At 70.3% G+C, this 24,274-nt stretch carries 24 protein-coding genes, 1 tRNA gene and 1 pseudogene; 9 read left to right on the forward strand and 17 right to left on the reverse strand.

What is annotated here, in order from left to right; genetic code table 11:
• Window positions 1–20: 20 nt before the first annotated feature.
• The 4 genes from AB3M90_RS13755 to AB3M90_RS13770 are packed head-to-tail and all read left to right on the forward strand — an operon-like array spanning window position 21 to window position 3,720.
• Window positions 21–932, forward strand: coding sequence for an ABC transporter ATP-binding protein (locus AB3M90_RS13755; protein ID WP_412952835.1), 912 nt, complete (start codon window positions 21–23; stop codon window positions 930–932).
• Window positions 929–1,735 (forward strand): ABC transporter permease, encoded by an 807-nt coding sequence (locus AB3M90_RS13760; protein ID WP_412952836.1) that lies wholly within the window; start codon window positions 929–931, stop codon window positions 1,733–1,735. Before AB3M90_RS13755 ends, AB3M90_RS13760 begins: the two co-directional genes overlap by 4 nt.
• 9 nt (window positions 1,736–1,744) lie before the next feature.
• Window positions 1,745–3,019, forward strand: a complete 1,275-nt coding sequence (locus AB3M90_RS13765) for a sensor histidine kinase (RefSeq protein WP_412952839.1) — start codon at window positions 1,745–1,747, stop codon at window positions 3,017–3,019.
• Complete coding sequence (locus AB3M90_RS13770) at window positions 3,016–3,720, forward strand: response regulator (protein ID WP_412952841.1); 705 nt, start codon at window positions 3,016–3,018, stop codon at window positions 3,718–3,720. The genes AB3M90_RS13765 and AB3M90_RS13770 overlap by 4 nt, the downstream gene beginning before the upstream one ends.
• On the opposite strand, the gene AB3M90_RS13775 is transcribed toward AB3M90_RS13770, so the two are convergent.
• From AB3M90_RS13775 to AB3M90_RS13785, 3 genes are all read right to left on the reverse strand, one after another.
• Window positions 3,711–4,664, reverse strand: a complete 954-nt coding sequence (locus AB3M90_RS13775; RefSeq protein WP_412952843.1) for an aldo/keto reductase — start codon at window positions 4,662–4,664, stop codon at window positions 3,711–3,713. The genes AB3M90_RS13770 and AB3M90_RS13775 overlap by 10 nt on opposite strands.
• Window positions 4,665–4,727: 63 nt before the next feature.
• A tRNA-Thr gene (locus tag AB3M90_RS13780) sits at window positions 4,728–4,800 on the reverse strand.
• Between the two features lie 35 nt (window positions 4,801–4,835).
• On the reverse strand, window positions 4,836–5,789 hold the full coding sequence (locus AB3M90_RS13785; RefSeq protein ID WP_412952846.1) for a DsbA family protein: 954 nt from the start codon (window positions 5,787–5,789) through the stop codon (window positions 4,836–4,838).
• A gap of 233 nt (window positions 5,790–6,022) precedes the next feature.
• Here AB3M90_RS13785 and AB3M90_RS13790 point away from each other — a divergent pair, with 233 nt between their 5' ends.
• Window positions 6,023–7,129, forward strand: coding sequence for an ABC transporter ATP-binding protein (locus AB3M90_RS13790; protein WP_412952849.1), 1,107 nt, complete (start codon window positions 6,023–6,025; stop codon window positions 7,127–7,129).
• A gap of 81 nt (window positions 7,130–7,210) precedes the next feature.
• Window positions 7,211–8,515 (forward strand): DUF4032 domain-containing protein, encoded by a 1,305-nt coding sequence (locus AB3M90_RS13795; RefSeq protein ID WP_412952851.1) that lies wholly within the window; start codon window positions 7,211–7,213, stop codon window positions 8,513–8,515.
• An 18-nt stretch (window positions 8,516–8,533) separates the two neighbouring features.
• On the opposite strand, the gene AB3M90_RS13800 is transcribed toward AB3M90_RS13795, so the two are convergent.
• From AB3M90_RS13800 to AB3M90_RS13845, 10 genes and pseudogenes are all read right to left on the reverse strand, one after another.
• Window positions 8,534–9,154 (reverse strand): family 43 glycosylhydrolase, encoded by a 621-nt coding sequence (locus tag AB3M90_RS13800; RefSeq protein WP_412952853.1) that lies wholly within the window; start codon window positions 9,152–9,154, stop codon window positions 8,534–8,536.
• A 40-nt stretch (window positions 9,155–9,194) separates the two neighbouring features.
• Window positions 9,195–9,473 (reverse strand): annotated as a pseudogene (locus tag AB3M90_RS13805) (family 43 glycosylhydrolase); the annotation flags it as partial.
• Entirely contained in the window at window positions 9,470–10,384 is a 915-nt protein-coding gene (locus AB3M90_RS13810; RefSeq protein WP_412952855.1) for a carbohydrate ABC transporter permease, read from the reverse strand. The pseudogene AB3M90_RS13805 and the gene AB3M90_RS13810, both read right to left, overlap by 4 nt.
• Window positions 10,381–11,385 (reverse strand): carbohydrate ABC transporter permease, encoded by a 1,005-nt coding sequence (locus AB3M90_RS13815; protein ID WP_412952857.1) that lies wholly within the window; start codon window positions 11,383–11,385, stop codon window positions 10,381–10,383. The genes AB3M90_RS13810 and AB3M90_RS13815 overlap by 4 nt, the downstream gene beginning before the upstream one ends.
• Window position 11,386: 1 nt before the next feature.
• Window positions 11,387–12,688, reverse strand: a complete 1,302-nt coding sequence (locus tag AB3M90_RS13820; RefSeq protein ID WP_412952859.1) for an ABC transporter substrate-binding protein — start codon at window positions 12,686–12,688, stop codon at window positions 11,387–11,389.
• Between the two features lie 145 nt (window positions 12,689–12,833).
• Window positions 12,834–13,475: an NAD(P)-dependent oxidoreductase gene (locus AB3M90_RS13825; protein ID WP_412952861.1), complete on the reverse strand. Its 642-nt coding sequence runs from the start codon at window positions 13,473–13,475 to the stop codon at window positions 12,834–12,836.
• A gap of 11 nt (window positions 13,476–13,486) precedes the next feature.
• Window positions 13,487–14,494 carry a 23S rRNA (guanosine(2251)-2'-O)-methyltransferase RlmB gene (gene rlmB / locus AB3M90_RS13830; protein ID WP_412952863.1) on the reverse strand — a complete coding sequence of 336 codons (1,008 nt, stop codon included), beginning with the start codon at window positions 14,492–14,494 and terminating at the stop codon, window positions 13,487–13,489.
• A complete protein-coding gene (cysS, locus tag AB3M90_RS13835; RefSeq protein ID WP_412952865.1) occupies window positions 14,487–15,887 on the reverse strand; it encodes a cysteine--tRNA ligase in 1,401 nt (466 codons plus the stop codon). Before cysS ends, rlmB begins: the two co-directional genes overlap by 8 nt.
• Before the next feature lie 9 nt (window positions 15,888–15,896).
• Window positions 15,897–17,159 (reverse strand): 2-C-methyl-D-erythritol 4-phosphate cytidylyltransferase, encoded by a 1,263-nt coding sequence (ispD, locus tag AB3M90_RS13840; RefSeq protein WP_412952868.1) that lies wholly within the window; start codon window positions 17,157–17,159, stop codon window positions 15,897–15,899.
• Window positions 17,160–17,234: 75 nt separating this feature from the next.
• Complete coding sequence (locus tag AB3M90_RS13845; RefSeq protein ID WP_412952870.1) at window positions 17,235–17,717, reverse strand: CarD family transcriptional regulator; 483 nt, start codon at window positions 17,715–17,717, stop codon at window positions 17,235–17,237.
• A gap of 135 nt (window positions 17,718–17,852) precedes the next feature.
• Between AB3M90_RS13845 and AB3M90_RS13850 the strand changes: the two genes are divergently transcribed.
• A complete protein-coding gene (locus AB3M90_RS13850; RefSeq protein ID WP_412952873.1) occupies window positions 17,853–18,401 on the forward strand; it encodes a DNA modification methylase in 549 nt (182 codons plus the stop codon).
• Between the two features lie 68 nt (window positions 18,402–18,469).
• Here AB3M90_RS13850 and AB3M90_RS13855 read toward each other — a convergent pair whose 3' ends face one another.
• Both AB3M90_RS13855 and AB3M90_RS13860 read right to left on the reverse strand, forming a co-directional pair.
• A complete protein-coding gene (locus AB3M90_RS13855) occupies window positions 18,470–19,153 on the reverse strand; it encodes a response regulator (protein ID WP_412952876.1) in 684 nt (227 codons plus the stop codon).
• Window positions 19,150–20,373 carry a sensor histidine kinase gene (locus AB3M90_RS13860; RefSeq protein WP_412952879.1) on the reverse strand — a complete coding sequence of 408 codons (1,224 nt, stop codon included), beginning with the start codon at window positions 20,371–20,373 and terminating at the stop codon, window positions 19,150–19,152. Before AB3M90_RS13860 ends, AB3M90_RS13855 begins: the two co-directional genes overlap by 4 nt.
• A gap of 192 nt (window positions 20,374–20,565) precedes the next feature.
• Between AB3M90_RS13860 and phoU the strand changes: the two genes are divergently transcribed.
• Window positions 20,566–21,264 (forward strand): phosphate signaling complex protein PhoU, encoded by a 699-nt coding sequence (gene phoU, locus AB3M90_RS13865; RefSeq protein ID WP_412952881.1) that lies wholly within the window; start codon window positions 20,566–20,568, stop codon window positions 21,262–21,264.
• Between the two features lie 88 nt (window positions 21,265–21,352).
• Here the strand turns inward: phoU and AB3M90_RS13870 are convergent, their stop codons facing one another.
• Entirely contained in the window at window positions 21,353–22,102 is a 750-nt protein-coding gene (locus AB3M90_RS13870) for a phosphoglyceromutase (RefSeq protein WP_412952884.1), read from the reverse strand.
• Window positions 22,103–22,171: 69 nt separating this feature from the next.
• Between AB3M90_RS13870 and AB3M90_RS13875 the strand changes: the two genes are divergently transcribed.
• Window positions 22,172–22,996 (forward strand): class I SAM-dependent methyltransferase, encoded by an 825-nt coding sequence (locus AB3M90_RS13875; protein ID WP_412952886.1) that lies wholly within the window; start codon window positions 22,172–22,174, stop codon window positions 22,994–22,996.
• A 147-nt stretch (window positions 22,997–23,143) separates the two neighbouring features.
• Here the strand turns inward: AB3M90_RS13875 and ygfZ are convergent, their stop codons facing one another.
• The gene (gene ygfZ / locus AB3M90_RS13880; protein WP_412952889.1) at window positions 23,144–24,259 is read right to left on the reverse strand and encodes a CAF17-like 4Fe-4S cluster assembly/insertion protein YgfZ; all 1,116 of its coding nucleotides are present in this window, start codon (window positions 24,257–24,259) and stop codon (window positions 23,144–23,146) included.
• Window positions 24,260–24,274 lie beyond the last annotated feature (15 nt).

A 24,274-nucleotide genomic window follows, 5' to 3' on the forward strand; every position in this document is an offset into this window, starting at 1 on the left:
TCGTCCGTAGCGTGGAGGCCATGATCACAGCAGAAGGCCTCACGAAGAGGTTCGGAGACAAGACGGCCGTCGACGACGTGTCGTTCACCGTTCGCCCGGGCAGTGTCACCGGGTTCCTCGGCCCCAACGGCGCCGGCAAGTCGACCACCATGCGCATGATCGTCGGGCTCGACCGCCCGAGCTCCGGCCGGGCCCTGGTCTCGGGTCGCGAGTACCGCGCGCTGCGCGCGCCGATCACCGAGGTGGGCGTGCTGCTCGACGCCAAGGCGGTGCACACGGGCCGCACCGCCCGCAACCACCTGCGGGCCATGGCCGCGACCCACGGCATCCCCGCCTCTCGCGTCGACGAGGTCATCGACCTCGCCGGCATCGGCAGCGTCGCCCGCAAGCGGGCCGGCAAGTTCTCCCTCGGCATGGGACAGCGGCTCGGCATCGCCTCGGCGCTGCTCGGCGACCCGCACACCCTCATCCTCGACGAGCCGGTCAACGGCCTCGACCCTGAGGGCGTGCGCTGGGTGCGGCAGTTCGTGCGTTATGCGGCCTCCGAGGGTCGCACGGTGCTGCTCTCGAGCCACCTCATGAGCGAGATGGCCCAGACCGCCGATCACGTCATCGTGATGGGACGCGGCAGGGTGCTGGCCGACGCCCCGCTCGCCGAACTGGTCCGGTCGTGGACCACCGACACCGTGCGCGTGCGCACGCCGCGAGCGGCCGATCTGGTGGCCGCCGTCGGTGGGCCCGACGTCGAGGTGGTGAGCTCCGCGCCCGACCTGCTCGACATCGCCGGCCTGCCCGCCTGGCGCATCGGCGACCTCGCCGCCGAGCGCGGCATCCCGCTGCACGAGCTCACACCGACCACCGGGTCGCTGGAAGACGCGTACCTCGCGCTCACCGGCGACGCCGTCGAATACCGGACGAAGGAGATCTCATGACCGTCCAGGCCCCCGTCGACACCGCGCTCCGAACGGACGCGCGCCACCGACTGACCTTCGTGGGCGCGCTGCGCGGCGAGGCGATCAAGCTCGGCACTGTCCGCGCCACCTGGTGGTCGATCGCCGTCACAGCCGTCTTCACCATCGGCATCGCCGCGATCCTCGCGCAGTCGATGCCGGGCGCGAGCGCCGATCCGGCGCAGCTCGCGGTGGCGCCCTTCCAGTTCAGCATCCTGCTGGCCGGCATCCTCGGAGCCATCTCGGTGACCGGCGAGTACTCGACCGGCATGATCCGCTCGACCCTGACCGCCGATCCGGTCCGCGGGTCGGTGCTGGCAGCCAAGGCGGTCGTGCTCGCCGCCTTCCTGTTCGTGTCGTCGCTGGCGATCTTCGGCCTGGCGGTGGCGGTCACGACGGCGATCGCCGCCGGACGGGGGCAGACCATCGACGACTCCAACCCGGTCGGCTCGCTCCTCCCGGTCGTCGTCGCATCGCTCGCCATGGCGGTGTTCGCCCTGATCGGCGTGGCCTTCGGATTCATCCTGCGCTCGGGCGCGGGGGCGATCGCCGCCACGGTCGGCCTGCTCTTCGTGCTGCCGATCGCGCTGAGCATGTTCGCGATCGCGGGCGAGTCGTGGCAGTGGGTGATCGACGCCTCGGGCTACCTGCCTGTCGCTGCGGCCCAGAGCGCGATCGTCCCGGGTTCCGGCCTCGACGAGCCGGTCGCCTATCTCACGCTCGGCGCCTGGGTCGCGGCGGGCCTGCTCGGGGCGTGGGCGGTGCTGCGCACACGCGACGCGTAGAGTCGGGCCGTGACCAGGACGCGCAGCCGCAGCGACTCGATCCGCGAGGACGAGGAGCTGCGGCTTCCGCGTCCGCCCGGCGTGCTGCGGAGGTTCTGGGCGCGGCATCCGGTCGTCGCCGACATCCTGATCACACTCACCTGCCTGGTGCTCGGCCTCGCGGCGGGCGGCAGGGTGGGCGACACCGTTCCCCCTCCGCTCGTCGGCGCGATGTCGGTCCTCGCCCCGGCCTCGATCGTCGCCGCCGCCGCGACCCTGCTGTGGCGGCGGCGCGCACCGCTCGTGGCGTTCGTCGCCGCCTTCCTGGTCGAGCTGCTGTTCCTCTTCATGCTGCAGCCGGGAAGCAGCCCGTTGCTGCTCGTCGCCTGCTACTCCCTCGCGGTCTACGGGTCATCGCGCGCCGCCTGGATCGGCTGGGGCATCGGCGTCGGAGCGCTGACGGGCGCAGCGCTGCTGCTCATGGGCGGAGGCGCGATCACGCTCCAGGCCGGAGTCGACGCCGTGCTCGGCGCCGTCGTCCTCGGTCTGATCAGCACCCTCGTGGGCGTCAACATCGGCGACCGCAAGCGCTACCTGGCCGCGCTCATCGACCGTTCCCGCCAGCTCCTGGTCGAACGCGATCAGCAGGCGCAGCTGGCCGCCGCCGCCGAGCGCGCCCGCATCGCGCGAGAGATGCACGACATCGTCTCGCACTCTCTCACGGTCATCGTCGCGCTCTCGGAGGGTGCGGTCGCGACGGCCGACCGCGACCAGGCGCGCTCGGCGTCGGCGACGGCGGCCGAGACCGCGCGCGGCGCCCTCACCGAGATGCGCGCGATGCTGGGCGTGCTCCGCGCCGACGACGCGCCCCTGCCGCTGGAGCCTCTGGAGCCGACGCCGCCGCGCGACACCGTCGCCGCGGCGCAGCGCGCGGGGTATCCGGTCACCCTCGCCGTCGCGGGGAGCGCCGAGGTGGCCCCCGCCGTCGCGCATGCCGTCGGACGCATCGTGCAAGAGGGGGTCACCAACGCGATGCGCCACGCGCCCCGCGCGACGTCGGTCACGGTCCGTCTGGCGTACACCGTCGACACCGTCACGATCGACATCGTCAACGACGGCGTCAGCGGTCGTGTCGGTCGCGAGGGCTTCGGCGTGCGCGGGCTGGCCGAGCGCGCGGCGCACGTGCACGGCAGTCTCCGCTCGGGTCCGGAGGATGACGGCCGCTGGATTTTGCACGCGGTGCTGCCGAGCAGCGGCACACCGTCGGATCAGACCGACCAGACGCTCGAGAAGGGCTCCTCATGACATCGCCGATCAGGGTGCTGCTCGTGGACGATCAGGAACTCATCCGCGTGGGGTTCCGGATGGTGCTCGAGGCCGAACCCGACATCGCGGTGGTCGGTGAGGCGTCCGACGGCCGCCAGGCCGTCGCCCGGGCGGCTGCGCTGGAGCCCGACGTGGTGCTGATGGACATCCGGATGCCGGGACTCGACGGCATCGCCGCGACCGAGACCATCGTCCGCGAGCGCCCGCTCACCCGGGTGCTCGTCCTGACGACCTTCGACCTCGACGAGTACGCGTTCGGAGCGATCCGCGCCGGGGCGAGCGGGTTCCTGCTGAAAGACGCGCAGCGGCACGAGATGATCTCCGCCCTGCGCGCGGTGCACCGGGGTGATGCCGTGCTCGCGCCCCGCGTCACCCGGATGCTGCTCGAGCATGTCGCTCCCCGGCTCGGCGCCTCATCAGCCGGTCCCGACTCCGCCGACGCCGCCCGGGTCGCCGACCTCACCGATCGCGAGCACGACGTCTTCCTCGCGATCGGACGTGGATTGACCAACGCCGAGATCGCACGCACGCTCTACGTCGGGGAGTCGACCGTGAAGACGCACGTCGGCCGGGTGCTGGCGAAGCTCGAGGCACGAGATCGCATCCACGCCGTGATCCTCGCCCATCGCCTCGGGCTCGTGCCCGACGATCCGGCCGGCGGTAGTCGCGCTCAGGCCTGAGCCGGAGTCCATTCCGAGACGCGGGTGAGCCGCTCGACCTCGTCAGCGCCGAGCTCGAGGCGGGCGCCCGCGAGCAGGTCGGGCACCTGATCGACGGCGCGGGCGCTCGCGATCGGCGCGACCACCGTGGGCTGCGACCGGAGCCACGCCAGGGCGACCGCGGCGATCGACGCGTCATGGGCGTCGCCGATCGCGGCGAGCTCGTCGATGATGCGCAGGCCGGCGTCGGTGGCGTACTTCGCGGCGCCCTGAGCGCGGGGCGACTTCTGCCCGGCGGCATCCGTCGACCGATACTTGCCGGTGAGGAAGCCGCTGGCCAGCGAGTAGTACGGGACCAGGCCGAGGTCGAACTCCTGCGCGACCGGGACGACGGTCTCCTCCACGACGTTGCGATGCACGAGGTTGTAGTGCGGCTGCACCGCGACCGGGCGCGCGAGGCCCAGGCGGTCGGCGATCGCAATCCATTCGCGGATGCGCTCGGCGGTGTAGTTCGAGACGGCGACATGACGCACGAGGCCGTCGGCCTGCAGCTGCCCGAACGCGGCGACGGTCTCGTCGAGCGGCACCGATTCGTCGTCGAAGTGCGCGTAGTACAGATCGATCGCGTCGACGCCCAGGCGGCGGAGGGAGGCCTCGGCGGCCGCGCGCACGTTCGGTGCGGAGAGGCCGCGGAAGTCGGGATGCTGACTCACCTTCGTCGCCACGACGACGCCCGAGGGCCTGCGGGATGCCAGCCACTCGCCCACGATGGTCTCGCTCTCGCCGCCCGCGTTGCCGGGAACCCACGAGCTGTACGAGTCGGCAGTGTCGATGAAGTCGCCGCCGCCGTCGACGAACGCGTCGAGAACGGCGTGCGAGGTGTCGCGGTCGGCCGTCCAGCCGAAGACGTTGCCGCCGAGGGCGAGCGGGAAGACCTGGAGATCACTGGTTCCGATGCGAGTCATGCTCGGGACAACCGCGATCGGCGCCGCGGTATTTCACGACGACGTCATGTCGACGACGGAGAGAGCCGACTACGGGACTCGAACCCGTAACCCCCGTATTACAAGTACGGTGCGCTACCAATTGCGCCAAGTCGGCGAGACACCATCAGCTTAGCGATGGCGCCGGCTCGGTCAGGAACTCGGAGTCGGGGTCGGCGTGGGAGTGGGGGTCGGAGCCGGCGCCGACTTCTGCGAGGCGTCGTTGTCGACGGTGAGGACGAACTGCGAGAACTCGGCCGGGTCGTCGAGCGCGCCCACGTAGGCCTCGCCGTTCGCGACGATCATCGGGGTCGACGACAGCACGAGGTCGTCGGAGCCGGCGAGGGGTCCGTCGATGGCTCGGGTGGTGGCATCCTTCGCCCAGGTGACGAAGTCGCCGTCGACGATGCACGACCGCACGGCCTTGGCGTTGTCTACGCCGACCGCACCGGCGACGTCGGCCAGCTGCGCGTCGGAGAGTCCGTCGCTGCCGACCTTCGGCTGGTCGTCGAGCAGGTCGTGGTTGAACGCGTAGAACTGCTCGGGCGAGTGCGTCGCCACGCAGGCCGCGGCGGCCGCGGCGCGCAGGGAGTACTTGGTGCCGTTCGAGCTGGCGGTGAGCAGAGCGACCGGGTGGTAGCTCACCGACACCGCACCCTGGTTGATCCAGCTTGCGAGCTGACGCGAATTCGCGCGCTCGAACTCGCCCGCGTCGGGCGACAGGTAGTCGACGTACACGTGGATCTCGACCCGCTCGGGTGCTGTGGGCTCCGGGCTCGGGGTCTCGGTCGCCCCCGCCTCGGTCGGCGCCGGGGTCGGAGAGGTGAGGGATTCGTCGGATGCCGTGACCGCGGTGACGTCGTTCACGACGACGCCGTCCGACTGCATGCCGGTCGGGGTGAGCTGCGGCTTGGACACCTGAGCCGACACCGCGAGCGTGATCGCCGTGCCGATCGCGCCGACGGCGACGACGGCGACCGCGCCGATGATGATCCGTCGCATGATGCGCGCTCGGGACTGCTGCGCGTGCACCTGCTGAGCCTTCTCCCGCACGGCCTCGCGCGAATTGCGAGGCGTGGGGACGTTCGGCGTTTCGTCGCTCGACATCGTTCCTCTTGAAAGTCTCGGGGGGTCCGGGTTGGCCCCGATCGGCGCTGCGCGCGACGATCGCCGCGATGCACGGCCGTCTTCGATGTTAACCAGCCTGGCTGAGAAATACCCAGGTGCCGCCGTTCGTGTCATACTGATCCCGACCCGAAGAGGGGTCATGGCGGGTTCGCTCCGCCACTTCCATCACAACGGATCGTCCGGCACGTACCTGCCGGTGAAGGAGAAAGACAATGGCATCTGTCACGTTCGACGACGCAACCCGCCTGTACCCCGGCGGAACCCGTCCCGCAGTCGACAAGCTCAACCTCGAGGTCGGAGACGGCGAGTTCCTCGTCCTGGTCGGCCCCTCGGGTTGCGGAAAGTCCACCTCGCTGCGCATGCTCGCCGGCCTCGAAGAGGTCAACTCGGGTCGCATCCTCATCGGTGACCGCGACGTCACCGACGTGCCCCCGAAGGACCGTGACATCGCGATGGTGTTCCAGAACTACGCTCTGTACCCGCACATGACCGTCGCCGAGAACATGGGCTTCGCGCTCAAGATCGCCGGCGTCGGCAAGGAGGAGCGGGCCACCCGCGTTCTCGAGGCCGCGAAGCTGCTCGACCTCGAGGACTACCTGACCCGCAAGCCGAAGGCCCTCTCGGGTGGTCAGCGTCAGCGCGTCGCGATGGGTCGCGCGATCGTCCGCCAGCCGCAGGTCTTCCTCATGGACGAGCCGCTGTCGAACCTCGACGCCAAGCTCCGCGTGCAGACCCGCACGCAGATCGCGTCGCTCCAGCGTCGCCTCGGCGTCACCACGGTCTACGTCACGCACGACCAGACCGAGGCTCTGACCATGGGCGACCGCATCGCCGTGCTGAAGGACGGCCTGCTGCAGCAGGTCGGCTCGCCGCGCGACCTGTACGAGAAGCCGAACAACGTGTTCGTCGCCGGCTTCATCGGCTCGCCCGCGATGAACCTGTTCTCGGCCGACCTCGCCGACGGCGGCGTGCGCTTCGGCAGCGAGATCGTCCCGCTCGACCGCGACACCGTGGGCCGCGCCAACGGCTCTCAGGTCACGGTCGGCGTCCGCCCGGAGGACATCGTCGTCGGGCCGGCCGACGGCAAGGGCCTCGCGGTGACGGTCGACCTGGTCGAGGAGCTCGGTGCTGACGGGTACCTCTACGGTCACACCGACATCAACGGCAAGCGCACCGACCTGGTCGCGCGCGTCGACGGCCGCAACCACCCGAACGCCGGCGAGACGGTCACCCTGGCGGCATCCGCCGGTCACGTGCACGCGTTCGACCTCGAGTCGGGCGACCGCCTCAACGACAAGCCGGTCGTCTCGGCCTCGTAATTCCACCGGACGCGGCGCGGGCGACCTTCGGGTCACCCGCGCCGCGTCTGCTTTTCGCCGCCGATCACGCCCGGGAGCGTCATGCAGGATTCACTGCGCATCACCGCGAGCAAAGTCGACCCCGCACTGCTCGCCCTCCCCTGGTCGACCTCCCTGGCGAAGTGGCCGTCCGAGCACATCGTGTCGCTGCCGAAGGGCCTCTCCCGACATCTCGTCCGGTTCGCCGACCTCTCCGGACGTGTCATCGCCGTCAAAGAGACGACGGCCGAGATGGCCCAGCGCGAGTACGACATGCTCGGCAACCTCGCCCGACTCGACGTCCCGTGCGTCGACCGGGTCGCCGTGATCGCCGGACGGACGGATGCCGCGGGCGACCCGCTGCCGGCCGCACTGGTGACCGCGCACCTGCGCTTCTCCCTGCCCTATCGCGCCCTCTTCACCCGGGTGCTGCGCCCCGACACCGCCACCCGCCTCGTCGACGCCCTGGCGCTGCTGCTCGTGCGCCTGCACAACATCGGGTTCTACTGGGGCGACGTGTCGCTGTCGAACACGCTGTTCCGCCGCGACGCGGGGGCGTTCGCCGCGTACCTCGTCGACGCGGAGACGGGCGAGCTCCACGAGGAGGGTCTCACCGACGGCCAACGCGCCTACGACCTCGATCTCGCACGCACCAACATCGCCGGCGAGATCATGGACCTGGCTGCCGGCGGACGACTGGAGCACGGCGTCGACGCCGTGGCGATCGCCGACGGCATCGTCTCGTCGTATCGCTCGCTGTGGGCCGAGCTCACCGCGCAGGAGTCGTTCTCGTCGGCGGAGACCTGGCGCATCACCGAACGGGTGGAGCGCCTCAACGCCCTCGGATTCGACATCGACGAGATGTCGATGTCGACCACGGGAGACGGCACGGTCGTCGAGATCCAGCCGAAGGTCGTCGACGCGGGTCACCACCAGCGGCGTCTGATCCGGCTCACGGGGCTCGACGTCGAGGAGAACCAGGCCCGGCGTCTGCTCAACGATCTCGACGAGTTCCGCGCGCGCTCGACCAAGCAGTGGGCCGACGAGGAGATGTACGCCCACGAGTGGCTCACCCGCGTCTTCGAGCCCGTCGTCCGGGCGATCCCCTACGAGCTACGCGCGAAGCTCGAGCCCGCCGAGGTCTTCCATCAGGTGCTCGAGCACCGCTGGTATCTGTCGCAGGCGCAGGGCCGCTCGGTCCCCCTGGCCGAGGTGCTCACCAGCTACATCAACGACGTCCTGCGTCACCGGCGCGACGAGGCCACCATCATGGGGCCGCCGACCGAGACCATGAGCCTTCCGGTGATCACCGGGTCGCTCTCGATGAGCGACGACGAGGATGCCATCGACTGGCGCGATCTGGTCTGATCGGGCGGGCTCGACGTCTCACGCGTCGCCCAGCGCGCCGCCGAGGCGCGGCCCGTCGGGTGTGAAGTCGATGCGTCGCAGATGCATGAGCCGGTGCGTGCGCTCGTCGTTCCACGAGTGGAACACGATCACGTCTCCGCCGTCGGGAGCGGTGGTCAGCGAGTTGTGCCCCGGTCCGAGGAGGATGCCGTCGCTCGCGAGCAGCGCGGCCGCCGCATCGGGTGCTCGCTCCCATGGCCCGAGCGGATGGTCGGCGACGGCCCAGGTCACGGCGTAGCCGGGCCCGGTCCAGGCGCCCGCGGAGAAGGTCATCCAGTAGCGTCCGTGCCTGCGGACGACCGACGGCCCTTCCAGGGTGTGCCAGTCCCACCGTGCGCCGTACATCCGCCGATCGCGCTCGTAGATCTGCCAGTCCGCCCAGGGCGCGAGGACCGGCACCGTCGTGCCGGCGAGACGCTGCATGCCGTCGAGTCGCGCCACGGCGAGGTGCGTGCCCGGTCGGTCGTGATCGAGCACGTCGCGGGCGAAGAACAGATAGCGCGTGCCGTCGACGTCGAGGAACGGATGCGCGTCGATGGCGAAGCGCTCGTGCGGCGTGAGCACGGAGCCGCTGTCGGCCGAACGGACCGAAGGGCTCATCGCTCGACGCGACGCGGACATGGTGCCCGTGGATGTCATGCCCCACCGAGTAGTACAGCCACCACCGATCCTCGGCGTGGGCGACCTCCGGCGCCCAGTATGCGTCGCCCAGTGCGGCATCCGGTCGTTCCAGCGCCCGACCGCGATCGTGCCATGCGATGAGATCGGTCGACGCGAGCATCGGGAACACGCGCCCGCCTGCCGGAGAAGGGTCTTCCGTGCCGATGGCGACGTACATGCCGTCGTCGGTTCGCAGGACGAACGGGTCGGCGAAGTAGTCGCGCCAGGCCGGCGTCGCCGGCGCCGAGTCCTCCGTCATCCCTTCAGCCCGGAACGGGAGACGCCCTCGATGATGAAGCGCTGCAGGAAGACGAACAGGGCCAGCACCGGGATGCTGGCGATCACAGCGCCGGCCATCAGGAGGTCGTAGCGCACCGCATTGGCCGACTGCAGGGTCGCGAGACCCGCGGGAAGAGTCTGCACGTCGGCGGTGAAGAGCACGTAGACCGGCCAGAGGAAGTCGTTCCAGTTGGTCAGGAACGCGAGGAGCGCGAGCGTGGCCAGCGCCGGGCGCGAGAGCGGCAGGATGACCCGCAGGAAGATCTCCCACCGGTTGGCGCCGTCGATGAGCGCCGCCTCCTCGAGCTCGACGGGGAGAGAGAGGAAGAACTGCCGCAGGAAGAACACGCCGAAGGCGGATGCCGCCGTGGGGACGATGATCGCGACGAGGGTGTTGAGCCAACCCAGCCCCGACACGATGAGGTAGTTCGGGATGACGAGGATCACCGGCGGGATCAGGATCGTCGCCACCACGATCGCGAACACGACGCCCCGGCCGCGGAATCGCATGCGAGCCAGTGGGTATGCGGCGAGCGCGGCCGTGACGACCACGAGCAGGGAGTGGAGTGCGGCGGCGATCATGCTGTTCGCGAACCAGCGGAGGACGGGCGTGCCCTCCGCCGTGAGGATGGATCCGTACGCCTGGGTGGTGAACGGGTTCGGGATCCAGCTCGGCGGGATCCCGGCGGCGTCGGCGCCGGTCTTGAACGACGTCGACAGCATGAACAGGATCGGGCTGAGGTAGATGAGCGCGAGGATGCCGAGCAGCACGTACTGGATCGCCCGGGCCCAGCGCTGCCGAGGCGTGCGCGGGCGCGTGGCCGTCAGCGGACGGGGCGCCGGCGTGCCGTCGGATCGACCGTCGGTCTGCGGGTCTGCGGTCGTGGTCACCGTCGGGCTCCTTCCCTGCGCGGCACGGCATCCTTCTCCCGGAAGAGCCAGAAGACGAACACGCTGATGACGAGGAGGAAGATCGTCAGCACGTAGCTCATCGCCGCGGCATCCCCCATCTGGTAGTTCCGCAGCCCGGTCTCGGCGATCTGATAGATCGCGGTCCGCGTCTCGCGTCCGGGAGCGCCCTGCGTGATGATGTATGACTGGCCGAACATGTTCGCCGAGGCTATGAGCGTGTTGATCGTGATGAAGGTGAGGATCGGGCGCAGCCCCGGGAGCGTGACGTTGCGGAACTTCTGCCAGCGGCCGGCGCCGTCGACGTCCGCCGCCTCGTACAGTTCGGGCGAGATGTCCTGCAGCGCGGCGAGGTAGATCACGGCGTTGAATCCGAGCGTCCACCACACGGTCACCCCGACCAGCGCCACCCAGGCGGCGGGGACGGCCGTCGTCCATGGAATGTCGCTCGGCAATCCGAAGATCCCGAGGGTGAAGTTCACCAGGCCGACATTGCTGTCGAGCAGGTAGCGCCACAGCAGGCCGACGACGGCGACGCCCAGAACGTAGGGCGCGAAGTAGACGGCGCGGAAGAAGTTCCGCCCCGGGAACCTCCTGTTCATCAGCAGGGCCACCAGCAGGGGAAGCACCAGCAGGAGCGGCACGCTGAAGAGGGTGAAGATGCCCGTCGCGCGCATCGATGACCAGAACACGTCGAATGTGCCCGACCCGGAATCGAACAGATCGCCGTAGTTCTCGCCCCCGACGAACGGCTGTTCGGGCAGCGTGTAGTCCCACTCGTGGAGGCTGATCCAGAGACCGAGACCGGCGGGCAGCACGACGAAGGCGCTGAACAGGGTCAGGTACGGCAGCAGGAACAGCCAAGGCGTGTAGGGCTTCGGCCTCGTCGGGGAGACGCCGCGTCGGCGTGCGTCGGCACGGGAGGGACGGCTCGTCCCTGAGCTGTCCTCGGGGGTCGTCTCGACCACAGGTGAAGCGCCCATGTCACTCTCCGAACCGCTCGAGGTTGGCCTGCAGCTGAGCCGATGCCCGTGCCGCCTCGGTGTCGAGGGCCGCTCCGGGCGCGGCGTTCCCGAGCATCGCCGTGGCCACGGCGATCTCGAGGGTGTCGGCCTGGATCGCCCCGACGCCCGGGATCGAGGGCAGGAAGCGCATGGCGTCGATCTGCTCGGCGATCGGCTCCTGCACGCTGCCCGGCATGGTCTCCTCGCGTACCGAGGCGCGTGCCGGGATCATGCCGGCGCCCGCCCATTCCGCCGAGTTCTCGCTCATCCAGGCGATGAACGTCTTCGCCGCGTCGGCGCGATCCGCATCCGTCAGGGCGTGGCGGCCCAGCACGAACTGGTGCGAGTTCGCCCACATCGCCGGCTCCCCTCCCACCGCCGGGATCGGTGCCGCCGCGAACGGGAGACCTGAGTCCTTGAGGTCGTTGATCTGCCAGATGCCGTCCCACGTGATGGAGTTCTCGCCGTTCTTGAACGCGACGTACTGCGAGTCGATGGCGACGGAGTCGGGGCTGAATCCCTCATCGACCATCGACCGCATCCACTCGAGACCTGCGACGCCCTCCGGCGACCCCCAGGTCGCCTCTCCACCGTCTTCCGAGTACGGCTCTCCGCCGCCCTGCCACAGCAGGCTGAGGTCAATCAGGTGCGCGGGCCAGAGCGACGGCATCCAGAAGGGATTCTCGTACCCGGCTGCCTGCAGCGCGTCCAGCGCCTCCCGGAACGATTCGGCGTCGGTCGGCGGTTCGGTGAGGCCCGCCGCTTCGAAGTGCTCGGTGTTGTAGAACATGGCGAGCGAGTGCACGTCGAGCGGGATGCCGTATCGCGAGCCCTCGTACTCCCCCGCCTGCCAGACCTGCTCGCTGAAGTCGTCGGCGTCGAGGTCGAGGGCGCTCGCGAGGTCGTCGAGCGGCACGATCACGTTGCGGACGACCATGGTGCCGATCTGCTCGACGTGGATGACTCCCACGTCGGGTCCCGCTCCGGCGAACGACGCCGCAGGCAGCTTCTGGTAGAGGTCGCCCCATTCCTGGGTCGTGGGGCGGATGTCGATGTCGGGATGCTCCGCCTCGAAGTCGGCGATCATCTGGCGGATGTAGGGGCCGTCGCCTCCCGTGAAGCCGTTCCAGAACTCGAGGGTGATCGGCGGCCCCTCGTATGCGCCGCTGAACTCACGCAGATCCGGGGCCTTCGCATTCGGCACGCTGCATCCCATGAGCGACGCGGCCGTCGCGCCCACCGCGAGGGCGCACACGGCGCGACGAGAACTGCGCCTGAGCATCCGGTCTTCCTCTCCATCGACGCCGACCGACTCGGTCCGTCCGCTGTACGCGTCCGATGATGGTCAGGATGAAGGAAGAGGGGCGGGCAGACGAGGGGGTTGCTTTCGCGCCGCGACCCTGGGTGCGCGAGATGGCGACCGGGGCTCAGTACCCGACGGTGAACCGCTCGCGACGGTGGTTGCCCTGCTCGATCTCGTCGACGACCGCGACGGCGAAGTCCGCGCCCGAGATGAACGACTTCCCGTCGGCGTCGCGCACCAGCACGTCGCCGCCGTCGCGGTAGACGCCGGTGCGCTCGCCCTCGGCCCACGGCCCGAACACCTCGGCCGGATGGATGAAGAACCAGTCGAGACCGGCATCCGTCTCCTCGAGCAGTGCGAGGGAGTCGATGCCGACCTGCGCCTCGTGCTTGTACTCCTCGGGGAAGTCCTGGTCGAACAGGCGCGGGCCGCCGGGCGCCACCAGGCTCCCGCCGGCGCCGCCCACCACGCCGAGTCGCGTCTCGGTTCCCGACAGCTGCTCGGCGACGTTGCGCAGGGCATCGAGCGCCCGGGTCTCCATGTCGCCGCGCGGGGAGATCGCCGACACGACCGCGTCGGCGCCGGAGAGCACCTCGGCGAGCCAGATCGGATCGAGCGCCGAGCCCTGCAGATAGGCGGCGCCGGCGACCGGGTCCTCCGGTTCGGTGCGCGACAGCGCGATCACCGCGTGCTCGCGGTTCACCGCCTCCGCCACGATGTGCCGGCCGGCGTATCCGGTCCCTCCGATGACGACGATGCGAGCCATGCGCTTCCTTCCTATGCCTTCTTCGCGTTGCGGACCGTGGCGACCTGATAGAGCGCGACAGACGTCGCGATCCCCGCATTGAGCGACTCCGCCGCCGCCGAGATGGGGATCGACACCACCTGGTCGCACGTCTCGGTGACCAGGCGCGACAGTCCCTTGCCCTCGGATCCCACGACGATGACGACCGGCCGGTCGGCCAGCTGGAGGTCGGGCAGCGACACATCGCCGTCTCCGTCGAGGCCGAGCACGAAGACGCCCTGCTTCTTGAACTCCTTGAGCTGGGTGGTCAGGTTGGTCGCCAGCGCGACCGGGAGGCGCGCGGCCGCGCCCGCGCTCGTCTTCCAGGCGGCCGAGTTCACCCCCGCCGAGCGGCGCTGCGGCAGGATGACCCCGTGTCCGCCGAAGGCGGCGGCCGAGCGGATGATCGCACCGAGATTGCGGGGGTCGGTGATGCCGTCGAGCGCGACGAACAGGGGCACCTCGCCACGGTCGATCACCTTCTCCAGCAGATCCTGCGGGTGGGCGTACTCGTAGGGCGGCACCTTGATCGCGACGCCCTGGTGCACGCCGTCGAAGCCGGCCATTCGGTCGAGCTCCTGCCGCGTGACCTCGAGCACCGGGATGCCGCGGTGCGTGGCGATCGACAGCATCTCCTTGACGCGGTCGTCCATCTCGACGCGCTGCGCGATGTAGAAGGCCGTCGCCGGGATCTTCGCCCGGAGCGCCTCGAGCACCGAGTTGCGGCCCGTGACGTTCTCGGTGTCGTCGCCGGACTTCGCCTTGGGCGCGCGATTCGGGTTGCTGCCCGATGACGGGCGCGCGCCCGGACGGCCCTTGCCGCCGGCGGCCGCATAGCGCTCGGCCGCGGCCTTGCGCTTGCCGGCGGGATGCCAGGCGCGGTCCTCGGCCTTGGGGGTCGGACCGCGCCCCTCGAGCGCCTTCCGTCCGAGACCGCCCGTGCCCTTGGTGGGGCCCTTCTTCTTGCTGTTGCTCGCGCCGGGGCGCTGCGGCTTAGCCATCGATGCTCCAATGAGTTCCGGCCGGAGAGTCCTCCAGCGTGATTCCTGCGGCGGCGATCGCGTCACGGATGCGATCGGCCGCCGCCCAGTCCTTCTCCGCCCGCGCCTCGGCGCGCTGGGCGATCATCGTCTGCACGAGGGCGTCGAGTGCGGATGCCGCGGCGTCGGACGCCGCATCGGATGCCGGGGTGAGGCCGAGGACCGAGGTCATCGCCACCACGGCCCGCAGCGCATCGAGCGCGGCATCCGTCTCCCCCGCGTCGAGCGCGGCGTTGCCCGCGCGCACCGTCTCGTGCAGCACGGCGAGCGCCTGCGGCACTCCGAGGTCGTCGTCCATCGCCGCCGCGAACGCCTCGGGGATGCTCTGCGAGACGAAGAATCCGATGCCGTCTCCGGCGACTCGCGCGGCTCGCTGCAGGAAGGTGCTGATGCGGCCGAGCGCGGCATCCGCCTCCGACCACGACGACTCGGTGAGGTCGAGACTCGACCGGTAATGCGCGGCGGCGAGCGCGTAGCGCACGACGAGCGGATCGTGCTGCGAGAGCACGTCGGCCGCGAGGGTGAAATTGCCGAGCGACTTCGACATCTTCTGCCCGTTCACCGTGACCAGGCCGTTGTGCACCCAGTACCGGGCGAAGCCATCGCCCGCGGCGGTCGACTGCGCGAGCTCGTTCTCGTGATGCGGGAAGCGCAGGTCGAGCCCTCCGCCGTGGATGTCGAACTCGGCGCCGAGGTATCGCTTCGACATCGCCGAGCACTCGATGTGCCAGCCGGGGCGGCCCGCGCCCCACGGCGACTCCCAGGTGGCGTCGGCCGGCTCGCCCGGCTTCGCCCCCTTCCAGAGCGCGAAGTCCTGGGGGGCGCGCTTGCCGCGGGGATCGGCATCCTCCGCCGCCTCCATGGCGTCGATCGACTGGTGCGTCAGCGACCCGTACGCGTTCCAGGAGCGGACGTCGAAGTAGACGTCGCCCGACCCGTCCGGTGCGGCGTAGGCGTGCCCGCGCTCGATCAGGCGGGCGATGAGCTCCTGCATCTGAGGGACCGATGCCGTCGCCCGCGGCTCGTACGTGGGCGGGAGAATGCCGACACCGGCATATGCCGCGGTGAACTCCTGCTCCATCCGGTAGGCGAGGGCCCACCAGGGCTCGGCATCCGTCGCGTTCGCGAGAACCTTGTCGTCGATGTCGGTGACGTTGCGCACGAACGTGACCCGGCCGTAGCGGTGCGCGAGCCATCGTCGCAGCAGGTCGAAACTCAGCGCCGCCCGCACATGTCCGATGTGGGGGCCGGACTGCACGGTGGGTCCGCAGACGTACATCGTGATGTTCTCGGAGTCGAGAGGCACGAAGTCGCGCAGCTCGGCGGCGCGGGTGTCGTAGAGGCGGAGAGTCACCGCTCAAGCCTACTCGGGCGTGACCGGGCGACCGCCGTGCGACGACGAGCCGTCGGGAACGACGAGCGCGATGGCCGTGACCGAGATGCCCTCGCCGCGCCCGGGAAACCCCAGCCCGTCGGTCGTGGTCGCCGTAACCGACACGGGAGCGCCGCCGAGCGCGGTCGACAGGGCGGCCTCGGCCTCGGGCCGGCGGGTGCTGAAGCGCGGCCTGCTCCCCTGGAACTGCACCGAGACGTTGCCGATCGCATAGCCGGCCTCGGCCAGCAACTCACGCGTGCGGGCGAGGAACACCTCGGCGTGAGCGCCCGCGTACTCCGGGTGCGCGGTGCCGAAGTGCTCGCCGATGTCCCCGATTCCGGCGGCGCCCAGCAGTGCGTCGACGATGGCGTGCGCGACGGCGTCGCCGTCGGAATGACCCGACAGCGGCTGCTCGCCGGGCCACCGCAGCCCGGCGAGCCAGAGGTCGCCGTCGCCGCCGAACGCGTGCACGTCGGTGCCGATGCCGACGCGCGGCACCCCGGCGCCGGGCACGGTGACGGATGCCGGCTCGGACGTGGTCGCCGGGGTGCCGGACGCCGCGAGCAGGTGCCGCGCACGCTCGAGGTCGGCGGGAGTCGTGATCTTGAACGCCCGCTCGGAGCCGGCGATGCGGCGAACCCGGTGTCCGGATGCCGCGAAGAGGGCGGCGTCGTCGGTGTACTCGATCCGCGCCGCCTCCGCAGCGGTGTACGCGCTGACCAGGAGGTCGCGCGGAAAGCCCTGGGGCGTCTGCGCGGCGGCGAGCTCGGAGCGGTCGACCATCCCGACCACGGAGTCGGCGTCGACCCTTTTGAGGGTGTCGACGACCGGCAGCGCGGGGATGACGCCGGTGTCGGCATCGACCGCGGCGATGACGGCGTCGATCTGCGCCGACGGGGTGAGCGCCCGCGCCGCGTCGTGGACGAGCACGGTCGTCACGTCGCCCCACAGCGCGGCGAGCCCCGCGGCGACCGACTCCTGTCTGGTCGCGCCACCGGTCACGACCCTGCCGAGGTCGCGGCGCTCGCCCGCGGCCGCCTCGAGCTCCGCCCGCGCATCGCCCTCGTGGCCGGCCGGAGCGACGACGATCACCTGGGCCGGGCCGGCGGCGAACACGCCGTCGAGTGCGTGACGGAGGATCGAATGCGCGTCGATGCCGACCAGCGCCTTCGGCGCTCCGGCCTCCAGTCGCGTGCCGGAACCGGCGGCGACGACGATGATCGCGGTGTGGGGAACGGGGAGCAGGGTCACCGTCTCACGCTACCGCGTGGGGGTGAGACGACGAGAGGGCGGATGCGCGCAGCATCCGCCCTCTCGTGGAACGTCTCAGGAGGCGAGGACCTCGTCGAGCAGGGAGCCCGCCTTGTCCTCGTCCGTCTTCTCGGCGAGCGCGAGCTCGGAGATGAGGATCTGACGCGCCTTGGCCAGCATCCGCTTCTCGCCCGCGGAGAGCCCGCGGTCCTGATCGCGACGCCACAGATCGCGGACGACCTCGCTGACCTTGATCACATCGCCCGAAGCGAGCTTCTCCAGGTTCGCCTTGTAGCGACGCGACCAGTTCGTGGGCTCTTCCGTGAACGGGGCGCGCAGCACCTCGAACACATGGTCGAGGCCCTCCTTGCCGATCACGTCGCGAACGCCGACCAGGTCGACATTCTCCGCCGGAACCTCGATGACGAGGTCGCCCTGCGTGACGTTGAGCTTCAGATATTTCTTCGTCTCACCTTTGATGATGCGCTCCTTGACCTCGATGATGGTCGCAGCGCCATGGTGCGGATAGACGACGGTCTCGCCAACCTCAAAAAGCATAAAAACGTGTCCTTTCGGCAACCTCAAGGATACCACAGGGGATATGCGCTAAGGTTCGCGCCTCGGCGTCCTGGGGAGGGTGCCGCCATACCCGTAGAATGAGTGCGGACACCCCGCCGGACCCCAGGAGGACCTGTGAAATCGCGCCTTGTTGCGTCTGCCGCCGTCAGCGCCCTCGTGCTTCTCGGTGCGACGGGATGCACGTTCATCACGCCGCAGTCGACGGAGATCGAGTACGCCGCGTCCGACGGTGTGAACATCTCAGACGCCGACGGCCCCATCGACGTGCGGAACGCCTTCATCGTGGCCACCGAAGACGGCTCGGTCGGCAACTTCGTCGCCGCGATCGTCAACCCCACGAATGAGAGGGCGACGCTCACGATCGGCCTCGGGGGCAGCGACTCCTTCACGATCACCGTCCCCGCCAACGACACCATGAGCCTCGGCGCGAACGAGGAGCCGCTGCGCATCGTCGACCTCGACACCATGCCCGGCGCGACGATCGAGATGCACTTCCAGTCCGGCGACTCGACCGGCGTCAAGAGCGAGGTGCCCGTGCTCGACGGGTCGCTCCCCTATTACGCCGACCTCGTGCCCGAGGTCGGTGCCCGCGGATCGGAGGAGACGACGCCGACACCGGCACCGATCCCCACCGACACCGCCGCCCCGGCGCCCGAGGACTGATCGCCCCCCGACATTCGCGGCGAGAGGCCGGCACCCCGAGGGGTGCCGGCCTCTCGCCTGTTCACGGCTCACCCTTCGAAGCGATACCCGAGGCCCCGCACGGTCACCAGCATCACGGGCTCGCTCGGGTTCTCCTCGATGCGGGAGCGGATGCGCTTGATGTGCACGTCGAGCGTCTTCGTGTCGCCGAAGTAGTCGCTCCCCCACACCCGGTCGATGAGCTGACCACGGGTGAGCACGCGACCGGAATTGCGCATCAGCACCTCGAGCAGCTCGAACTCCTTGAGCGGCATGTTGATCTGGGCACCCTCGACCGAGACGGTGTGCCGGTCGATGTCGAGCGAGACGCGGCCGCCGTCGAGCACACGCTCGTCGAGCTCGGCCTCGGCCTGCACGACCCGACGCAGAACAGCGCGCATGCGGGCGAGCAGCTCGCGCGAGGAGTACGGCTTGGTGATGTAGTCGTCGGCGCCGAGTTCGAGTCCGACCACGATGTCGACCTCGGAGTCCTTGGCCGTGAGCATGATGATCGGCACCGCCGACGTCGACCGGATCTGCCGGCACACCTCGGTGCCCGGCATCCCGGGGAGCATCAGATCGAGCAGGACGATGTCGGCGCCGCGATCGCGGAACGCGGCCAGGGCACCGGGTCCGTCCTCGGCGATCTCGACCTCGTAGCCCTCGCGGCGCAGCAGATACGCCAGCGGGTCGGCGAGGTCGGGTTCGTCTTCGACCAGAAGGATGCGGGTCATGCTGTCTCTCCCTTTCGCACGCGACCGGATGCCGCGGCCCTGGCCGCTCGGCGTTCGCGTTTCTTCCTGTTCTTCCTGTCCGCATCGATCCGCGCGGGGGCGTCGATCTGAGGCAGACGGATCGTGAAGGTCGATCCCCGCCCCGGCCGTGACCACAGGCGCACCTCGCCGCCGTGGCGCTGCGTGGCGTGCTTGACGATCGCGAGTCCGAGACCGGTGCCGCCGGTTCGACGCGAGCGCGCCTCATCAGCGCGGTAGAAGCGCTCGAAGATGCGTTCGCGATCGGCCTCGGCGATGCCGATGCCCTGATCCGTCACGGCGATCTCCACCACGCCGTCGTCGGCTTTGACCCCGACGCCGACACGGGATCCGCGCGGGGAGTAGACGATGGCGTTGGCGATGAGATTGCCGACGGCCTCGATGAGGATCTGCGCGTCGCCGCGGACGAAGACGCCGCGATCGCCGCCGCGCGCCAACTCGACTCCCGCGGAGTCGGCCTGCACGACGTGCGCCTCGATGGACGAGGCGATGACCTCGTCGATCGCCACCGGTCCGACCTCGGCGAGACCGTCTTCGGCCTGCAGTCGCGACAGGCTCATGATGCGGCCGGTGAGCTGGCCCAACCGCCCGGCCTCGGCCGAGATGCGTGCGGCGAAGATGCGCACCTGGGCCGGGTCGTCGGCCGCCGACTCGATGGCCTCGGCGAGCAGGCTCACCGCACCCACCGGCGTCTTCAACTCGTGGCTGGTGTTCGCGACGAAGTCGCGGCGCATCTGGTCGAGACGCTCCTGCTCGGTCACGTCGCGGATGATGAGCAGCACCATGCGCGCACCCAGGACGCTGGCTCGCGCGGAAACGAGTCGCGGATCGAGGCTGAGTCCGCCTCGGGTGAGGCGCATCGACTCGGTCCTGCTCCCGCCCGAGGAGCGCACCGAGCGCATCAGCTGGCGCAGCTCAGGGTTGTCGAGCGTGGAGCCGACGTCGATCCCGAACCTCTTCGCCGCACTGCTGCCGGCGAGGACCAGTCCCGACGAGTCGACCACGCACGCCGCATCGTCCATGCTCTCGAGCACCGCCCTGACGCCGTCGGGCACCGCGAGCGAGGTCTCCTGCTCGACACGGGCGCGGGCGCGATAGGCCCAGGCCACGACGAGCGATGCCCCGACCCCGATCACCACGCCGACGGCGAGGGCGATCAGGGCGAGCTGGGGCAGCGTCATGTCACCAGCGTAGAGTGCGTCCGCCGCCGCACCGGCGGGTGAACGGGCCGTGGGCGGGAGGCGGGAAGTACTATTCACGTGCTGGGCACCGTCCGTTAACCTTCGGGGCACACAATCGCATCGGACTGCGCGGGAGCGGGGTCCGCCCGTTCTCGTGCTCCGCCGAGATCTGAACGAAAGGGTGCGCCTCACATGCGCGAAGTCTTCCACCAGTCCCTCGAGGACCTTCAGGCCCGCCTGGTCGAGATCGCCGATCTCGTGACGGTCTCGATCGACAAGGCGACGCGCGCGTTCGCGACGAGCGACGTCGCGCTGGCCGAAGAGGTCATCGCCGATGACGCCAAGATCGACGAGATGGCGATCCAGCTCGACGAGCAGGCCATCGAGATCCTCGCCCGTCAGCAGCCGGTCGCACGCGATCTCCGCATCGTCGTCACGGCGCTGCGGGTGAGCGCGTCGCTCGAGCGGATGGGCGACATGTCCGAGCACATCGCGCAGCTCGCCCGCCTGCGGTTCCCCGAGCGCGCCATCCCGCGCGGCCTCAAGGGCACGTTCGTGAAGATGGGCGAGCTCGATGTCGAGATCTCCCGCACGCTCTCCGACCTGCTGCGCACCGGAGATCTGCGCTTCGCCGACATCATCCGCAATGCCGACGACGACGTCGACGAGCTGCACGCCAGCGTCTTCGAGAAGGTCCTCAGCGACAACTGGAAGGGCGAGGCCACGGCGACCGTCGACGCCACGCTGGCCAGCCGCTACCACGAGCGCTTCGCCGACCACGCGGTCGCCGTCGCGAAGAAGATGGTCTACCTCACCACCGGCGACTGGCAGGTGACCGAGGCCGAGATCGCTCTGGCCGTCGAGCACCAGCAGGAGCTCGGACACGCCTGAGTCGCCGAGACCCCTCCTTCACGCCGAGACCCCCTGCTGCAGTCGTCTGCAGCAGGGGGTCTCGGCGTTTGGGCGGGGTCTCGGCGACCTACTTCTTGCCCTGCGCGGCGACGGCCGCGGCGCCGGCTGCGGCGGCCTCGGGATCGAGGTAGCGGCCGGGGCCGGTGGGCACGTTGTCCTCGTCGAGCTCGTACACCAGCGGGATGCCGGTGGGGATGTTGAGCTCGGCGATGTCGTCGTCGCTGATGCCCTCGAGGTGCTTGACGAGCCCCCGCAGCGAGTTGCCGTGGGCCGTCACGAGGACGGTCCGGCCCGCCGCGAGGTCGGGGACGATCGCATCCTCCCAGTACGGCAGCAGCCGGTCGATCACGAGCTTGAGCGACTCGGTGCGCGGCACCTCGCCGTCGATGCCGGCGTAGCGCACGTCGTTCACCTGGCTGAACTCGCTGTCGTCGTCGAGCGGGGGCGGCGGCACGTCGAACGACCGGCGCCACAGCTGGAACTGCTCGGGTCCGAACTGCTCGAGGGTCTCGGCCTTGTCCTTGCCCTGCAGCGCGCCGTAGTGCCGCTCGTTCAGGCGCCAGGAGCGCGTCACCGGGATCCAGAGGCGATCGGCGGCGTCGAGCGCGATGTCGGCCGTCTGGATGGCGCGGCTGAGGAGCGAGGTGTGCAGCACGTCGGGGAGGATGCCGGCCTCCGCCAGCAGCTCGCCGCCGCGGCGGGCCTCCTTCCGGCCCTGCTCGTTGAGGCGGACGTCCACCCAACCGGTGAACAGATTCAGTTCGTTCCATTCGCTCCGGCCGTGGCGGAGGAGGATCAGGGTGCGCGTCGCAGTCATGCCGCCAGTTTATCGACGTCGACCTCGATGGATTGGTCGCCGGGCGAGGGCGGGCGGGAGGATGGACTCATGGCGTCATCTCCTCTGGGCCGCCCCACGCGCGGAACGACCGGCACCAACCGGCTGCGCCGCAACGACCGGTGGATCGCGGCGAGCCGCGCGTTCCGCCGTGCGGTCGATCCGCTCGTCGTCGACCTCGGGTACGGGGCGAGCGGCGTCACGGCGTTCGAGCTCGCCGCCCGTCTGCGCGCCGTGCGACCGGATGCCGAGGTGCGCGGCCTCGAGATCGACCCGGCCCGGGTGGCGACCGCCGAGGCTCAACTCGCCGACGTCCGCGCCGGTCGCACCGGGTTCCCGAGCGACCTCCGCGTCTCGTTCGGCCGCGGAGGGTTCGAGGTGCCGATCGTCGACGGCAGGCGTCCGGCCGTGATCCGCGCCATGAACGTGCTGCGGCAGTACGACGAATCCGACGTGACGGAGGCGTGGCGGACGATGTCGTCGCGTCTGACCCCCGGCGGGCTCGTCGTCGAGGGCACGTGCGACGAGATCGGGCGCGTCGCGAGCTGGGTCGACCTGACGTCCGACGGACGGCCCGCCCGCTTCACCCTGTCGCTGAGGCTCGCCGGACTCGAGCGCCCGAGCATCGTCGCCGAGCGGCTGCCCAAGGCTCTCATCCACCGCAACGTCCCCGGCGAGCGGGTGCACGCCCTGCTCGTCGACCTCGACCGGGAGTGGGACCGGGCAGCCGCGCTGTCGACCTTCGGGGCGACCCAGCGCTTCCTCGCGGCCGTCACCGCCCTCCGCGATCAGGGGTGGCCCGTCTCCGGCGGTCGCGCGCGCTGGCGGCTGGGCGAGCTGACCCTGCCGTGGTCGGCCGTCGCGCCGCGCGCGTGATCGCACCGCGTCGCGAGACGACCGCAGGACGGTCGTCGAGCGAGCGCAGCGCGACGAAACGTCCGACGCACAGCGTTTCGTCTCGTCGCTGCGCTCCTCGCTCAACGGACGGGGGAAGGTCGCTCGACGACCGGGGCGGCTACCGGCTCAGCCGGCGTGCCGCGGATCGGGCGCGCTGGGGCGCCGTGACAGGCGCGTGAGCCTCGGCACGCCGGCCGTCGCCCCGGCATCCGCAGGAACGATGACCTGCTGCGCGGCGGCGATGTCGCCGCCCTCGGCGCGGACCAGCAGATCGCCGTCGGGTGCGCGCCGAGCCAGGATCGCCAGCGCGATCGGCCCGTCTTCGTGGTGTCTGGCGACGGAGGTGAGGTGTCCGACCTCGTCGTCTCCGGCGAAGACGGGGTCGCCCGCGGCCGGCAGCACGGCATCGCTGCCGTCGAGATGCAGGGCGGCGAGCCGTCGCGGCGGGTGTCCGAGGTTGTGCACCTTGGCGACGGTCTCCTGACCGCGGTAGCACCCCTTGTTCAGATGCACGGCCGTGCGGAGCCAATCGGACTCATGCGGAAGCGACCTCTCGTCGACCTCGGCCGACCACCGGGGGCGCCACGCCGCGATGCGCAGAGCCTCGGCCGCGAGAAGACCAGCGGTGGCGGCGGGCTCGAGCGACGATTCGAGCGCGCCCGCGGCATCCGCATCGAGCAGGGCGACCCGCCATGCCAGCGACGCACCGGGGTGATCGACGACCTCGCTGTACTGGTGGCCGCCGACGGCGACGTGCTGCCACGGGTCCTCCCAGACGAGCGGGACGCGGTCGCGAGCGGATGCTGCGGCATGCACGGCTCGCGCGGCGGTGCCGCCGTCGACGAAACCGACCAGCACGATGTCGGCGCGCACCTCGACGGTCGCCTGCGTGCGGAACTTCATGCGCGTCAGCCACGCGGCGAGCGCCTCGGCATCGGCGGCATCGGCGATCAGCCACGTCGCCGTGCCGTCGTCCACGACTCCTGCCGCGTGCTCCACGCGGCCCTGCGGGTCGAGGACCAGCAGCTCGGTGCTGTCTCCGGCGCTCAGCCGGCCGACCGACTGCGAGGTGATCGAGTCGAGCCACCCGAGACGCTCGGGTCCTGAGACCTCGATCGCGGTGCGGTCCGACAGTGCGACGACGGCTTCTCCGGCGGCGAGCCGTCGCTGCTCGCGGAACGGATCGCCGAAGTGGGCGATGCCCGTCTCTCCGGTCACTGCCCCGCTGACGTTCTCGAACACGCGCGTCTCACCTCC

The organism is Microbacterium martis (genome assembly GCF_047246685.1).
In the GTDB taxonomy this organism is placed as follows: domain Bacteria; phylum Actinomycetota; class Actinomycetes; order Actinomycetales; family Microbacteriaceae; genus Microbacterium.